Here is a 14870-nt window from a genome sequence, read left to right on the forward strand (position 1 = left end):
ACAGTGTTGTTTATTGCTACTTTGCCAAGAATGTTAATATATGACAACACGTTACAGTTTTAAAAATCCGGAAATGATCATTGCCGGCTCAGCCCTGCTGGTCAGTCTAATTACCGCCTTTGTCAGTATTTACTCTGCGTTTATTGACCGGGCCTACGCCCGTGCTTCGGTATGGCCAAGGCTGGAAATTCACCGCAGCTACAGTGATGTCGGTACAAAGCCTTCCTTCCTGTACGCCGTAACCAATAAAGGCACCGGGCCGGCGGTGATCAAATTTGCCCGGTTAACGTCAAACGAACAGCCGATAATAAAGTGGGCTGACTATTTGACAGTGCGCACCGGGCGGGTAGTGCCACATATGCAATCCCATTTGGGATCATTAGTATTAACCGCCGGAGAAAAGTTAACCCCGTTACATGTCAAAGATGAGGAGGCCGCCAAGCTACTGGTCGAGAACGACAACTTGCAGATTGAGCTATGCTACTGCTCTATCTATGACGAATGTTGGTTGGCAGACCGTAGCAACGAACCCAAGCCTGTTGCGCAGTGCCAGATAGACGACAGCCAACGGTTTTTACAGTAAAAGCCTGCCACTATGCCAGCCATGCGCCGCTTACTGTGCCGTATCACTGAAGATTATTTGCTGCTGGCGTTGTTATTATTGCTGCCGCTGTTGTTATGGCTTAAACCAACCTCAGCAGCGGGTTTAGCCGCGCTGGTTGACTGGCATACAGTTACCGCACTGGCGGGCTTGATGCTGTTAAGCCGGGCGCTGGAAGACAGCGGTTATCTGGCCCGGTTTGCGGCCTGGCTGCTGCCACGATGCCATTCTGAGCGCCTGTTGGCGCTGCTGCTGTTGCTGTTCGCTGCGCTGCTGTCGGCCATCGTTACCAATGATGTCGCCTTGTTTATTCTGCTACCTATTACCCTCAGTATCGGCCGCTTAACCGGTATGCCGGTGGGGCGATTAATTATTTTTCTGGCATTGGCGGTCAATGCCGGCTCGGCCTTAACGCCGATTGGTAATCCGCAAAACCTGCTGCTGTGGCAAGCATCCGGTTATAGCTTTTGGCAATTTACCTCAATGATGGCACCACTGGCACTGAGTTTATTGCTGCTGATCTTGCTGCTAAGTTGGCTGGCCTTTGGCAGTAACAAACTCAGTATTGCCGTACCGCATAATAACAGCAGTGATAGCGCCAGCTTGTTTGGCTGGTCGCTGGCCGGCTATCCGCTGTTTATTCTGGCAATGGAGTATCAGTTAGCGCCCATCGCGGCCCTTGCCGTGTTGGCAGTCTATGCGGTGTTTAAGCGCAGTGTGGCAACCGGTATCGATTGGTTATTGCTGTTGGTATTTATGCTGATGTTTATTGACCTTGGCTTGCTGGCACAACTGCCGTTGCTGCAGCAATTGGCGGCGCAGCTAGTGGCGTTACCGGACGGCAGTTATCTGGGCTCTGCCTTGCTGTCGCAGCTGATATCCAATGTGCCGGCGGCGATTTTTCTACAGCATTTTACCGACGACTGGCGTGCGCTAAGCTGGGGCGTAACGGTTGGCGGCTTTGGTTTGGCCATCGGCTCACTGGCGAATTTAATAGCGCTTAGGCTAAGCCAGCAGCCGGGCCTGTGGCGGGAATTTCATTACTGGTCGCTGCCGGTGTTTGCCGGCAGTTTATTGCTTGGCTGGCTACTTAGCTAAAATCTTCTGCCAGCGCACTTAAATGCGCCAGCTCAGCGGTTTTTTGCTGCACTTTTTGCTGCAGCCGGTACATACCGAATAAGCATAACGGCGATGCAATCAGGCTGTAAAACAGCAGCAGGGTGGTTGATGTTGCAGCCAACTGCCACCAATCCAGCAACCATAATGCGGCGGTAAACAGTATCAGTGCGGCACAGCTAAGCTGGGTGTAACGGTAGTAACGTAAACTTAGTTGGCAGGCGCGCTGGCGAAATTGCAGCAGCCCGCTGCTGCTCCAGTTGTCGTAAGCCAGTATTGGCCGGTGTATATGCCAGCTAACATACAAGGTGCCCAGCGCGCCCAACGCCAAAAACGCAGCGGCTAAGTACCCCAGCGCATCCGGCATCGCCAATACCAGCCAGCAGGCGGCACCGGCCATTACCAGCGCACCCAGCCACTCGGCATACATCAGCAACTTTTGTTCACGCTGGCGCTGACTGGCCTGGGCTAAGTCGGCTGCGTCGGGTGGCGTCTCTGTAACGATTGGCTGTTGCTGCCAGCTTTTCGCCAATGCGGCGAAATCAAAGTTATCGGCCATCTTGCATTAACTCCATCAATTCTGTTTTGGCACGGTTAAGCCGCACCCGCACTGCACCGTGGCTGATCTGCAGAATGTCAGCGATCTCCGGCGCATCTAAATCCTCCATCGCCAGCAGAATGACCTGCCGGTTGGCCGGCGACAAACGCCGTACCGCCTGCATTAACTGCCGGCTTTGTTGTTGCTCACCCAGCTGCTCAGACGGACAATCATCCAGAAGGCTCTGTTGAATTTCATCATCCAAAGGTTGCCACTTGTGGCGCTGCGCCCGGGCTATATGGTCTACCGTCACATTGTGCACAATGCGAAACAAGTAAGCACGCGGCAGCCCGGCGGCCTGCAGCCGCTCTGCTGCCTGATGTAACGCCAGAAAAACATCCTGTTTTAAATCCTGCCGCGCCGCCTGGTCGGCTTCATTGGCCAGCAACGCACGGCTAATAGCGCCCTGATGCTGCTGCCACAGCTGCAATACAAAATCGATCGCGCTTTGCGCGCTGTTAAGTCCTGTTGTCAAACGATGCTGCCTTGCTGTTAAGTTTTAGTTTTGCTGAGGCCGCTTTTTACCGCGCCTGCCTGTTAAGTCTGGTTGTCGCTGCCAAGTGTTACATAAAAAAATAAAAAAATAATCTGTAACAGCTGACAAATAATCAATGACTTAACTGATGACAACGTTAAAACAACGAGGATATACAAATGGAAACATTACAACAGTTGATAACACCCTTTACCACAGCCTGGTATCAGGCTGACAGCCACCAGCTCATATCGTTCGGCATCTTTTTTGGCGCAATGTGGTTTATTGCCATGGTTGTTGAAGCGGCGTTGAAAAAAGCCGGGATCGAGGGTTAAGATATGGATACGATAAATCAACTTTTTACCGCCTTCAGCAGTGCCTGGCAACAAGCTGATGTACTGTTTTTAGTTGGCTTTGGTCTGTTTTTTTTAGCGGTGTGGTTTTTGCCCAGCTTGCTGGCACTGGCGTTTAACCGTCAGCACCTGGGCAAAATTGCACTGCTTAATATACCGGCCGGTTTTTCCTGGATTGCCTGGCTGGCGTTGCTGGTGTGGGCCGTTACCGGCAAACTCAGCAATAGGCTGGCCGCTAAAGCGCGGTTAAAACCGGTGCTGTAATGGCCAGTGGTAAACTATAACGCGACACTATCACCTTCGTTTAAAATCAGCAGCGGCACCTGGCTATCCAGTTGCTGCTGCATATGTAACAACCGCAGTAACGGCGAGTGTGAGCTGATATCACCCATCTGCCAGCTGGCATTGCCGTAGCCCCAGGGGATCATCACTTTACAGCTCAGCTCTGCTGCGGCAACCAGCGCGTCTTCCGGTGTAGTATGCACATAGCGGTACCAGGCGCCGTCTTTTTCATGGTGATAAGAGGCTATCGGCAACAGGCAGATATCAATATCGCCATAACGTTGCTGAATATCCTTAAAATGGTTGGAATAGCCGGTATCACCGGCGAAAAACAGCGTTTTTCCGCCATGCTCCAGCAACCAGCCACCCCACATTGCCTGGTTATGATCATTAAATAGCTTACGGCTATTAAAATGGTGTGCCGGCATCAAGTGGATATTCAGCTCGTTTTGTTGGCTATGGCTGTACCAGGCTTGTTCAACAATGTTGTAACCTCCCTTGGGCATATAAGCCGCCATACCCAGTGGCAGATAATAGGTGGCGCCGGTACCAATTTGCGCAATACTGGCATGGCTGAAATGGTCGTAATGCAGATGGGAATACAGCACGGCATCGGTAGCCGCCAATTGCTCTGTGCTTAGTTTAGGTGTGTAGGGTCGTTTAATAATGCCGGCCAGATGCTGCGCCCAGCTTACCGGCCAGTCAAACTGGCCGAATACCGGGTCAAACAGCAGTTGCTGGCCATCGGGCGTATTCACTAAGAAACTGGCATGGCCCAGCCACTGCAAGCTAAAACCACTGTCCAGCGCAGGGGCCAGCTGTGGCCCGGTATATTGACAATCTTGCGCCGGGGCCTTGCAGGCCACAGCAGGATGCGCCGGATAACAGTCACCGTCACAGGTTACCGGGTAGTCGGGGTAGCCCTTCTGCGGACGGTACAAATTACGGTACATACCCTGGTTCTCGCCTTCGGTTACCTGCTCTATCACCGCCTGCCCGCCAATCTGTTGTTGTACGCTATTGGGTGTGCTGCAAGCGCTGAGCAACAGGCCCGCCGAAACCATACTTAGTTTCATTAACAATCCTTTATTTATCATTACTGCGTTCACTATTGTTGTCTTAATACCATGGCTGGTTTGCGGATAGAGGGCTTTGTTACAGCTGTACGAAGCACAGTTAGAATACGTGCCGGGTGAAGCACCCGGCAGTTGTTTCCGTATCCGTTTTACACAGTAAAACGGGTTGTTTGATTAGGCATCAGTAGCTTTACTGAGTTTTTTCTCCAGCTTCTCGATTTTTTCCTGCGCTTGTTCACGGTAACGGGTTAAGCGCTCAATAGTTGCAGCGGCGTTATCTTTAACAAAGCTAACTTGTTGCTCCAACTGATTTTTTTGCTTCGTCAGCTTATCCTGATCCATTTGCATATCGTGCATCTTATCGCGCTGCTGCTGCAACTCTTCGCGCAGCTGTTTAATGGTTTCGCGTTGCTCAGCCTGATGGTTAGCGGTAATAGCGCTTTGTTCTTTTAACATGGCGTTATTCGACTTTAATTGTGCCAGGGCGGCATGGATATCAGCTTCATCAGCTTCGTCGCTGACTTGTGCTTTTTGCATTGCGTCCAACTGTTCCTGCACTTTTAATGCGGCATCACGTTGTTCTGCAGCTTCGCGCTTTGCTGTTTCACGCTCTTTTTGCAGCGCCGATATTTGTTTCTCATACTCATCCAGTTGCTGTTGCAGCTTTTCCTGCTCAGCTGCTATATCCGCAGCCGGTGCTTGTTGCGACTGAATACCGTCAACAGCGTCTTGCTGTGCTTGTTCTAACTGTGCCAAGGCAGTGTCGCGTTCCTGCACCAGGGCTTCCGTGCGTTTTTGCAGCTCGGCCAACTGCGCCAACGCGGCATCGCGCTCTTCCAGCAAAGCGCTGTGCTGATCTGCCATACCGGCTTGGTCGGCAATAACATTGCCCTGCGCATTGGATGACTTTTGCAGTTGATCCAGTTGCGCCTGCAAACGTTTGGTTAGCGCAACCGCCTGAGTTTCGGTTTTGGTGGCTTGCTGTAGTTTACTTTCAAACTCATCCAACATGGCCTGCAATTCAGTAACGTCGTGATCGCGTGTTTGCAGATCCTGTAACGCCTGCTGACTGGTTTTTTGTGCAGCTTCCAGCTCAGCTTTTACTTTAGCTTCCGCTTGTTGCAGTGTTTTTATTTGTTGCTCTGCTTGCTCGGCTACTTTTATTTTATTTTGCAGCGGTTCAAGCTCTTGCTCAGCTGCGGCCAGCTCGGTTTGCAATTTCTGCAGCTTTTGCTGGTTTAGCTGTTGCTCGTTTTGCAGTTGTTCTTCCAGCTCATCCTGCGCTTGCTGCAGGCTGATCACTTTAAGCTGAATATCCTCTGCGGCTTTTTGTGCTTGTGCCGTTTCTTGTCGCGCTTGCTTCAGTTCAGCTTGCAATGCAGTCAGGGCTTGTTGATTGCTTTGCAGTTCTTGCTCTGCTTTTGCTAAGGCTTTTTGTTGCTCATCCAGCTGTTTTTTCGCGCTGTCCAATTCTTGTTGTTGGCTTTGGCTCAGTTTAACGGCATGGTCACGTTCTTCATTCAACGCGGCGTACTTTTCCGCCTGGGTTGACAGTTGCTGCTGTTGTTGCTGCAAGCTGTTTTCCAACTCGGCTTTTCGTTGTTCTAATTGCTCTGCTTGCTGTTGCAACTCACGATTGTGTTCGGCTGCCAGTACTTCAGCCTGCATAGCTTGTTGCAGTTGCTGATTCAGTTGGTCGGTGAGTTTCTTGGCATATTGTTCAGATTCACGCTGAAAAGCATTGATAAAGTCGGTACTAAACATACTGTCTGTTGGGGCTTCAGCGGGCGCTGGTGTGCGGTTCGCTTGCTCATTACGCCATTTCTGATAATGCACGACCAAACTGGCCTGGGCGCCCGGCACCTGAGAAATTAAATAATCTAATGAAACGGGTTTGCCTGTTTTATGCAGTTCATCACAGATTTTCTTAACTTCACTATATTGCATGGTTTATTTATCCAACTGAACTGAATGGAAGTACAAAAAAAATACCGCTTTGTTATTGGCAACATTTTAAGCGCTTTTGGCTTAAAACCAAATTTAAATTACATTTTCTTTGCAACCTGGTCGCATCGGGGCTAAATTACTGTATATAAAAACAGTTGAGTGCCGCTATGATCTTATACATTGCTGAAAAACCAGCGTTAGCCCGGGCCATTGCAGCGGTATTGCCAAAACCGCAATATAAAGACAAAGGTTTTATCCGCCTTGCCAATGGCGACGTAGTAAGTTGGTGTATTGGCCACTTATTGGAGCAGGCTGAGCCGCAAGACTATAACCCTGACTACAAACGTTGGCAAACCACGCACTTACCTATAGTGCCGCAGAAATGGCAGTTAAAGGTACGTAAGTCAGCTGAACAGCAGCTTAACGTACTTAAAAAACTGTTAAAACAGGCAGATAGCCTGGTGCATGCCGGCGATCCTGACCGTGAGGGCCAGCTACTGGTAGATGAGGTCCTGGCCTATTGCGGCGTGAGCGGCGCACGCTTAGCCACGACGCAGCGGCTGCTGATCAGCGACCTTAATCCGCCGGCAGTAAAACGGGCGCTTAACCAGTTAAAGCCGAATAAAGATTTTGTACCTTTATCTACCTCAGCATTGGCGCGTAGCCGTGCTGATTGGCTGTACGGCCTTAATATGACCAGAGCTTACACTTTGCAGGGGCAAAAGGCTGGCTATAAGGGCGTGCTGTCAGTTGGCCGCGTGCAAACTCCGCTGTTAGGGCTGGTAGTAAGGCGGGATCAGGAGATTGCAAATTTTGTTTCTAAGCCTTTTTATCAGGTTGTCGCTGAGTTGGAAACTGCAGACAAGCAGCGTTTTACTGCGTTATGGCAACCCAGTGCAGCCTGCGCCCCGTGGCAAGATGAGGAAGGCCGGGTATTGCTCAAAGCGCTGGCGGAAAAGGTACAACAGAAAATCAGCGGTCAACCGGCCATCGTAAGTAAATTGCAGCACAAGGACGCTAAGCAGGCTGCGCCACTGCCGTATAATCTGTCGGCATTGCAAATAGATGCGGCTAAACGCTTTAGTATGACAGCACAACAGGTGCTGGACAGCTGCCAACAATTATATGAGCGGCACAAGTTGATTACCTATCCGCGTTCAGACAGCCGGTATTTGCCAAAGGAGCAACTGAAGCAAGCTGTTAAGGTATGTGACGCTATAGCAGCCAACGACCCTGATTTGGCCGCCGCGGTGCAGGAGGCAAATACAAAGCTTATCAGCAAAGCCTGGAATGACAGTAAGGTTGAGGCGCATCATGCCATTATTCCGACAGAAAAACGTTTGCCGCTAACCCGGTTGAGTGTGGCAGAGCAACGGCTGTATCAATTAATCGCCAGGCAGTATCTGGCGCAGTTTTACCCGCCATTTTGCTACAGCGATGCCATGGTGGAGTTAACTATTGCCGGTGGTTGTTTTATTGCTAAGGCCCGTACAGAAAAGGCCGCAGGCTGGAAGCAGTTATTTCGCCGAGACAATATAGCAGAGCCGTTAGATAAACAGGCCGACCCGGCAATGCAGCAAGCCGCTTTACCGCCGTTACAGCAAGGCCAGCAGTTGCTCTGCACAGCGTCACAGTTATTAGAGAAACATACTCAGCCGCCGCAGGCTTTTACCGACGCCAGTTTGTTGGCGGCGATGACCGGTATCAGTCGTTATGTAAAAGATGAAGCGGTGCGTAAAATTTTGCGCGATACCGACGGCCTGGGCACTGATGCAACCCGTGCCGGTATTATTGAATTACTGTTTAAACGCGGCTTTTTACAGCGTAAGGGTAAACAAATTAATGCCACTGATACCGGTAAAGCGCTTATTGCAGCTGTGCCGGCACAAGCGTCGTTACCTGATATGACGGCGCGGTGGGAGGCGGCATTAAATGCGATTTGCCAGCGGGAGCAAAGTTATCAGGCTTTTATGCAGCCGTTAATTGCCGAGTTGTCACAACTGGTACATCAGGCCGCCAGCGTTACGCCAAGCGGTTTACCACAACAAAATACAAGGCAATGGCGCGGCAGTAAAAGCCCTGCGACTGCCAAACGTGGGGGCGGCCGCCGTAAAGCCGGCAACCGTGCAACTACAAAGCGTAATTAATTGTTATCCCGCTGGATTTTTTTTTGCTGCTTGCCTTATGCTGCAACACAAATAAGCCAACAGGAAATCACATAATGGGCACAAAGCTGTTAAAAACGCTGCTGGCAGCGTCATTGCTGAGTTGCAGCGGTCTTGCGCAGGCAACGATAGTGGAAGTCACCACTAACTTAGGTAAGTTTGAAATTAATTTGTACGACGAAAGTACGCCGGTAACCGTGCAGAACTTCCTCAACTATGTAAGCTCAGAACGCTACAATGGTACGGTTATTCATCGCTCTGAACCTGGTTTTGTGATCCAGGGAGGCGGATTTGCGTTTGAGCAGCAGTTACCTCTGAAAGCGCGGCCTGCTAACCCCGCCATTGTTAACGAACCCAAATGGTCTAATGTGCGTGGCACCATTGCCATGGCGAAGTTAGGCGGTAAGCCGGACAGCGCGACAAATCAGTGGTTTATTAATCTGGCGAATAACAGTGGCGGCCGACCGCAGCTGGATATTCAGAATTCAGGTTTTACCGTTTTTGGCCAAATCAGTTCCGCCGATATGGCGGTAGTGGATGCTATAGCGGCTTTGCCACGCTTTAACTTTACCGGCATTGAAGGTCTGCCGCTGCGCAATTACAGCAATAGCGACCGCGATGATAACAAGCCGTTGGTCGCAGATAACTTTGTGGTTATAGAGTCGATGGTAGTGGTTGATGCCAGAGTAAACACCGTCGCTGGTTTAACTTTGGTACCGAATACTACACCGCCACCGGCAAGCAACGACAGCAGTGGTGGTAGCTTTGGCTGGTTTTTACTGCCTTTAGCGTTGCTGGCATTAAGACGACGCAGCTGTTAATGCAACAACAACGGAGCCTTGGCTCCGTTGTTACTTTATACAGTGTTATTTTGTTATAAAGCATTTGCTTAGCTAAATTCTTTCTGCCGTGTTGCTGGTCATATCAGCGATGTCATCTACACTTATTCCACAACCCTGTCTGAAGTTTTGACAGCCATTTGGTGTATTGGTGTAAATGAGGGTAGCCTGATGATCTTGTTGGTTGGTGGAGAAAAAGGCGGCAGCGGTAAAAGCTGTCTGGCACAGAATATCGCGGTGTACTTTTCACGCGAAAAAAACGCTAACGTTATGCTGGTAGATTGCGACCCGCAAAGAACCTCTTCAGATTGGGTGCAGGAGCGGCATCTGGACCCTTCACTACCGTGGATCAATTGCGTACAAATGTATGGCAAAATCCGTTACGAGTTAAAAAGCCTGGAAATGCATTACGACGTGGTGATTGTTGACTGCGGCGGCCAGGATAGTGTGGCGTTGCGTTCTGCCATGGTGGTGGCAACCCATGTATTGTTGCCGCTGCGGCCGAAACGGCGTGATTTAAAAACCTTAGAGCATCTGGAAGATTTGGTCAGCGCTTGTAATGTGGTAAATCCGGACATGATCGTCGGCTGTGTTATTACTCAGGCGCCGTCGCTGCCAAACCAGGCCGGGCGTATTCTTGACGCGAAAGAAGTGTGTAAATCATTTAATATTCGTGTGCTTAACGCCATTACCTATAACCGGAATACCTATGATGACAGTGAGGAGAAAGGTTTATCGGTTATGGACGTCGAACCTGACGGCAAAGCTGCACAGGAAATTCGTGATATAGTCACTGAGCTATTGGCAATGAAGGCGATACAAGACGATGGCGCTGACCGATCTGAAGAAAAAGTCACAGCCGCACGGTAAACCCGGTTTTACGGCTGACGAGTTTATTGATGACGCAAACAACTATGCGATGGGCATGCCGCGTATCGTCAGCTTGCGCCGTCAGTTACCGCAAGAGGATGACAGCAGCCGCTTGCCGATGCGTCATGCCACTTTTACGCTGAGCCAGGAAGCGATAGATGCGTTAAATGAATTAAGCAGAGTAACCGGAGAAGCTAAATCTAAGCTGATCCGCCAACTGATTTTACAAGCTGGTCGCGCCGTAACCTTAGATTTAACCGATTACGACAACCGCTATGCTGCCCCGGAACAGGATAAATAGCGGTACACATCGCTTTATTGGGTGTTACTTCGCTAAAAATGCATAAGCAGTTAAAAAGGCTGTTTCCTGAAATGCTTTCAGGCCGGTGGCTTTAAAATCTACCGGTATCGGATGGCGTTTCAGTTGCTCCTTCAATTCTGTTGAACTGAGAATGCTGCACTGACAACCGGCAATTAATTGCAACGCTGTTTCTATTTTAAAGCCAACTGCGCCACCGGCAAATTTACCTTTTTGCGGCCGGTCTTTAATCACCAACTGGGTAACCTGATAATCTTCAATAAACTTGGCAAAGGTAAACTGGAAGTGGCGCATCTGCTGTTGCTCCTGATCTTTACTCAGGGCAAAGCGGGTTTGGCGGCAATCCGGCAATTCAAATAAACCATCTTTCAGTGTCATCAGGCAAATAATGGCTTCGCTGCCTTTGATTTCGATCCCGCAAGTGCGCATGGGCAGTCCTCAGTTTAGGGTTGAATTAAATTATTGTAGTGGCTGTCGATAATCTTACAGGCCTCTCTGAGCGGTTCACCGTACAGGATCGGGTTAAAGTCTTTATTGACACAATAATCACGACGGAATTTTTTCAGACTGTCGATACTCACCGCCGCTTTTTCCAGTTGTGCCCGCTGGCCTTCACCCCATTGTTCCGCCAGCGCTGTCAGTTGCTTACGGGTGGTACGTAATGCTGCTTCTTTACTGTCGCCGGCAATGGCGGCTTTATCCATAACCAATTCAAACAGTTGTTCTTTATGCGGCCTGATCAGATCATGATCGGAAAAGGTAATAACTAACAACACCACAACAACCAACCAGAAGAACTTTTTCATCAGCTTACTTACTCCGCTAAAACAACGGCGCCATTGTAGCGGATCGTGTAACACTCTGCACCGGAACAGCGATGATATCTGCTGCATTGTAAACTTAGTTGACGATATTCTTGCTGGTTGTCGCTGTTGTTTACGCTTTGTCGGTCTTTTATGCGCAAAAGGCGTCCGGTTGTCAGGCACAGATATTGCTTTGTTACAGGTCAAAAAATCCGGTGTTCAAGCTGTTATACTCTGTAGCGGACACAATAAGCAGTAAACGGAGCCATAGGTGGATCAGCAAAAGATAGATATCAGAAATATCCCGGTGCATGTTGAGGTACATCAACCCGTTGGTGTCAGCGGCCAATATAACCCGCGAGACCGCATTTATGTGCGTGCCGTTAAAGGCCTGCATCAGGCGATTCGTCGTTATATGGGGTTTGTGTTTATGGGGCTGTTTATGTTACTGCCCTGGCTGCGCTATGAGGGGCATCAGGCCATTTTGCTCGATATTACTGAGCAAAAATTCAATATTTTTGCCCTGACACTATGGCCGCAAGATTTTACCATTTTGGCGTGGCTTTTTATTATTGCTGCTTATGCGCTATTTTTTATCACCGCTTTTTACGGCCGTGTCTGGTGCGGTTATTTATGTCCGCAATCGGTATGGACCTTTATTTTTATCTGGTTTGAAGAAAAAATTCAGGGTACACGCCATCAACGCATGAAACTGGATGCCGATCCGTGGTCTGGCAGTAAATTTATCAAAAAGGCCGCGACCCATTTTTGCTGGCTGGCGTTCTCACTGCTTACAGCATTGATTTTTGTCGGCTACTTTACCCCCGTTGGGCCGCTGTTTGCAGAATTTTTTACGCTGCAGGCAAGCTTTTGGGCGGTAGTGTCGGTGTTGTTTTTTACTCTTTGCACTTATGGCAATGCCGGTTGGATGCGCGAGATTATGTGTACACATATTTGCCCGTACGCGCGCTTTCAATCAGCAATGTTTGATAAAGACACCTTTACCGTAACTTACGATGAGAAGCGCGGTGAAAACCGAGGCCCACGCGGCCGGAAAGATAAAGATTATAAAGACAAAGGTTTGGGAGACTGTATCGACTGTAACCTTTGTGTGCAGGTGTGCCCCACCGGTATCGATATCCGCAACGGCCTGCAGTACGAGTGTATTAACTGCGGTGCCTGTATTGATGCCTGTGACGATACTATGACAAAAATGGGCTACCCAACCGGGCTAATCCGCTACACTACCGAGCACAGCCTGAACGGCAAACCCACCAAGGTGCTGCGGCCAAAGCTATTGGGTTACTTATTAGTGCTGATAGTGGTATGTGGCGCCTTTGTTTGGACGTTATACAGCCGCGTGCCGTTTGAAATGAACATTATTCGTGATCGTGGTGCGCTGTATCGTGAAACTAACGAGGGGCTGGTGGAGAATACCTACACGTTGAGTATTTCGAATAAGTCGCAGCATGCCGTGCAGTATGATTTGAGTGTAGCCTCTGACGCCAGTTTTAACTGGATAGGCCCGCATCAAGCCAGCCTTAATGGTGGCGAAACGCGCAGTGTTACAGTAAGTTTAGCGCTCGACCCTTATGCCACAGAGCAGCGTAGTTTGGATATCAGCTTTACCGTGCAGCAAGCCGGCAATCCGGATGTTAAACTTGAGCAAACCACGAAATTTTTTGTTGGCCGTTAAGGAGCCCTATGACGGCCTTTGATTTTTCGACGCTGCAACCTGACTTGATTATTGATGCGTTGCAGCAGTTGGGGCTGGATGTCAGCTCCGGTTTGCTGGCGTTAAACAGCTATGAAAACCGCGTTTATCAGTTCAGTGCTTACCGTGCTGATGCTGTGCGGCCGGACAAGTTTGTTGTGAAGTTCTACCGACCACAACGCTGGAGTACGCCGCAGTTGCAGGAAGAGCATGATTTTGCTTTCGAGCTGGCAGCTGCCGATATACCCGTTGTGGCACCGTTGCAAATTGGCGGCCGGTCATTGCTGCAATATGGCGGTTACCACTTTGCAGTGTTCCCCAGCCGCGGCGGCAGAACTTTGGAAATTGACAACGATGATCAACTTGCTATGTTGGGCAGGTTTCTCGGTCGTATGCATCAGGTGGGCAAAGCCAAAGCCTTTACGCAGCGCCCGGCATTCAGCATCGAAAGTCATCTGTTGCAAAGCCGCGAGGTGCTGCAATCTCTGGAGTTTATTCCGGATTATATACGGCCGGCGTTTGACACGGCGCTAAACCAGGTTATTGAGTTAGCCGCAAAACAGTACAAGCCGGCGCAGCAGATCCGGTTGCACGGCGACTGCCACGCCGGTAACTTGTTCTATGTCGATGAAGGGCCGTTTTTTGTCGATCTGGACGATTGCCGCAGCGGCCCTGCCATTCAGGACATTTGGATGATGCTCTCCGGTGACCGCTTACAACAGCGTGATACACTGGAACTGATGCTGGAAGAATACGAGCAATACTGTGAATTTGACCCTGCCGAACTAAAGCTGATAGAGCCGTTGCGTGCCATGCGCATGGTGCACTATATGGCTTGGTTGGCCAGGCGCTGGCAAGATCCGGCGTTTCCAATGAACTTTCCCTGGTTTGCTACAGACAAATACTGGGAACAACAATGTATTGCCTTAAAAGAGCAACTATTTTGCTTACAACAAGTACCACTTTCATTGGTGCCAGACTACTGAGTTTTTGTTAAGCTGTGGCTTAATTGCCTACTAAAGGACATTACCCAAGATGAAAAAGCTGTTATCTGTATGTGTATTTGCGTTATTGCTGCCGTTGGCGGCGTCTGCCAACAGTAAGTTCCAGCAGGGCAAACATTATGATGTTATTGCTGAGCAAACTACAGCTAAGGCCGAAGTAAAAGAGTACTTCTCGTTTTACTGCGGTGGCTGTAATGCGTTCGAGCCGATAGCACAAAGCCTGGCAAAAAAACTGCCGGCCGACGCTGAATTTAAAAAAGTGCATGTCGATTTTATCCGCGCGGCATCGCCGGAAATTCAAAACGCCCTGGCCCGGGCGTATTTGGTTGCGAAGTCTCAAGGTAAAGGTGACCAGGTGGCCAGTGCCATTTTTAAGCAAATTCACCGTAACCGTGCGCCGTTCAGCAATGAAAATGATATTCGTAACCTGGTACTTATCAACGACATCGACGCTGAAACCTATGATAAAGCGATGAAAAGCTTCTCTGTGCGCGGTGCGGCGAATCAGATGAAAAAAGAGCAGGACGAGTTATCTGAAAAGCGCATTTTAACCGGCGTGCCAATGTTGGTGGTAAACGGTAAGTACAAAATTAACAACGCAGCTCTGGATAAAAGAAATATGGAAGCCGAGCTGCAAGAGCTGGTTAACTACCTGCTGCAAAAAGACGCTTAAACCGGTTTATGTATACCAAGGCAGCTATAAGCTGC

The 14870-nt window shown here is 49.6% G+C and carries 17 protein-coding genes; 11 read left to right on the forward strand and 6 right to left on the reverse strand.

What is annotated here, in order from left to right; all coding sequences use genetic code 11:
* Positions 1 to 40: 40 nt before the first annotated feature.
* Together HRH59_RS04240 and HRH59_RS04245 are read left to right on the forward strand one after the other, a co-directional pair.
* Entirely contained in the window at positions 41 to 583 is a 543-nt protein-coding gene (locus HRH59_RS04240; protein ID WP_173500027.1) for a hypothetical protein, read from the forward strand.
* Between the two features lie 12 nt (positions 584 to 595).
* Complete coding sequence (locus tag HRH59_RS04245; protein WP_173500028.1) at positions 596 to 1699, forward strand: SLC13 family permease; 1104 nt, start codon at positions 596 to 598, stop codon at positions 1697 to 1699.
* Here HRH59_RS04245 and HRH59_RS04250 read toward each other — a convergent pair.
* Both HRH59_RS04250 and HRH59_RS04255 read right to left on the reverse strand, forming a co-directional pair.
* Positions 1692 to 2276, reverse strand: a complete 585-nt coding sequence (locus tag HRH59_RS04250) for a hypothetical protein (RefSeq protein WP_173500029.1) — start codon at positions 2274 to 2276, stop codon at positions 1692 to 1694. The genes HRH59_RS04245 and HRH59_RS04250 overlap by 8 nt on opposite strands.
* Positions 2266 to 2790: an RNA polymerase sigma factor gene (locus tag HRH59_RS04255; RefSeq protein WP_173500030.1), complete on the reverse strand. Its 525-nt coding sequence runs from the start codon at positions 2788 to 2790 to the stop codon at positions 2266 to 2268. Before HRH59_RS04255 ends, HRH59_RS04250 begins: the two co-directional genes overlap by 11 nt.
* A gap of 179 nt (positions 2791 to 2969) precedes the next feature.
* On the opposite strand from HRH59_RS04255, the gene HRH59_RS04260 reads away from it, so the two are divergent.
* Positions 2970 to 3125: a hypothetical protein gene (locus tag HRH59_RS04260; RefSeq protein WP_173500031.1), complete on the forward strand. Its 156-nt coding sequence runs from the start codon at positions 2970 to 2972 to the stop codon at positions 3123 to 3125.
* 3 nt (positions 3126 to 3128) lie between these two features.
* A complete protein-coding gene (locus HRH59_RS04265) occupies positions 3129 to 3407 on the forward strand; it encodes a superinfection immunity protein (protein WP_173500032.1) in 279 nt (92 codons plus the stop codon).
* Between the two features lie 14 nt (positions 3408 to 3421).
* Here HRH59_RS04265 and HRH59_RS04270 read toward each other — a convergent pair whose 3' ends face one another.
* Positions 3422 to 4501, reverse strand: coding sequence for an MBL fold metallo-hydrolase (locus tag HRH59_RS04270; protein WP_173500033.1), 1080 nt, complete (start codon positions 4499 to 4501; stop codon positions 3422 to 3424).
* Positions 4502 to 4675: 174 nt separating this feature from the next.
* Entirely contained in the window at positions 4676 to 6448 is a 1773-nt protein-coding gene (locus HRH59_RS04275; RefSeq protein ID WP_173500034.1) for a coiled-coil domain-containing protein, read from the reverse strand.
* Positions 6449 to 6615: 167 nt separating this feature from the next.
* Here HRH59_RS04275 and HRH59_RS04280 point away from each other — a divergent pair, with 167 nt between their 5' ends.
* The 4 genes from HRH59_RS04280 to HRH59_RS04295 all read left to right on the forward strand — a co-directional run bounded on the left by HRH59_RS04280 (position 6616) and on the right by HRH59_RS04295 (position 10623).
* Positions 6616 to 8595, forward strand: coding sequence for a DNA topoisomerase III (locus HRH59_RS04280; protein WP_173500035.1), 1980 nt, complete (start codon positions 6616 to 6618; stop codon positions 8593 to 8595).
* Positions 8596 to 8669: 74 nt separating this feature from the next.
* The gene (locus HRH59_RS04285; RefSeq protein ID WP_173500036.1) at positions 8670 to 9434 is read left to right on the forward strand and encodes a peptidylprolyl isomerase; all 765 of its coding nucleotides are present in this window, start codon (positions 8670 to 8672) and stop codon (positions 9432 to 9434) included.
* Between the two features lie 189 nt (positions 9435 to 9623).
* On the forward strand, positions 9624 to 10322 hold the full coding sequence (locus HRH59_RS04290; RefSeq protein ID WP_173500037.1) for a nucleotide-binding protein: 699 nt from the start codon (positions 9624 to 9626) through the stop codon (positions 10320 to 10322).
* Positions 10279 to 10623, forward strand: a complete 345-nt coding sequence (locus HRH59_RS04295) for a ribbon-helix-helix protein, CopG family (RefSeq protein ID WP_173500038.1) — start codon at positions 10279 to 10281, stop codon at positions 10621 to 10623. The genes HRH59_RS04290 and HRH59_RS04295 overlap by 44 nt, the downstream gene beginning before the upstream one ends.
* Before the next feature lie 24 nt (positions 10624 to 10647).
* Here the strand turns inward: HRH59_RS04295 and HRH59_RS04300 are convergent, their stop codons facing one another.
* Positions 10648 to 11070, reverse strand: coding sequence for a DUF3010 family protein (locus tag HRH59_RS04300; RefSeq protein ID WP_173500039.1), 423 nt, complete (start codon positions 11068 to 11070; stop codon positions 10648 to 10650).
* 14 nt (positions 11071 to 11084) lie between these two features.
* Positions 11085 to 11447, reverse strand: coding sequence for a hypothetical protein (locus tag HRH59_RS04305; protein WP_173500040.1), 363 nt, complete (start codon positions 11445 to 11447; stop codon positions 11085 to 11087).
* A gap of 268 nt (positions 11448 to 11715) precedes the next feature.
* Between HRH59_RS04305 and ccoG the strand changes: the two genes are divergently transcribed.
* From ccoG to HRH59_RS04320, 3 genes are read left to right on the forward strand one after another with little or no spacing between them, the layout of a single operon-like run.
* Positions 11716 to 13140 (forward strand): cytochrome c oxidase accessory protein CcoG, encoded by a 1425-nt coding sequence (gene ccoG, locus HRH59_RS04310; protein ID WP_173500041.1) that lies wholly within the window; start codon positions 11716 to 11718, stop codon positions 13138 to 13140.
* A gap of 8 nt (positions 13141 to 13148) precedes the next feature.
* The gene (locus HRH59_RS04315) at positions 13149 to 14144 is read left to right on the forward strand and encodes a serine/threonine protein kinase (RefSeq protein ID WP_173500042.1); all 996 of its coding nucleotides are present in this window, start codon (positions 13149 to 13151) and stop codon (positions 14142 to 14144) included.
* Positions 14145 to 14193: 49 nt separating this feature from the next.
* Positions 14194 to 14835 (forward strand): thiol:disulfide interchange protein DsbA/DsbL, encoded by a 642-nt coding sequence (locus HRH59_RS04320; protein ID WP_173500043.1) that lies wholly within the window; start codon positions 14194 to 14196, stop codon positions 14833 to 14835.
* Positions 14836 to 14870 lie beyond the last annotated feature (35 nt).

It is taken from the genome of Rheinheimera lutimaris, assembly GCF_013283795.1.
In the GTDB taxonomy this organism is placed as follows: Bacteria; Pseudomonadota; Gammaproteobacteria; order Enterobacterales; family Alteromonadaceae; genus Alishewanella; species Alishewanella lutimaris.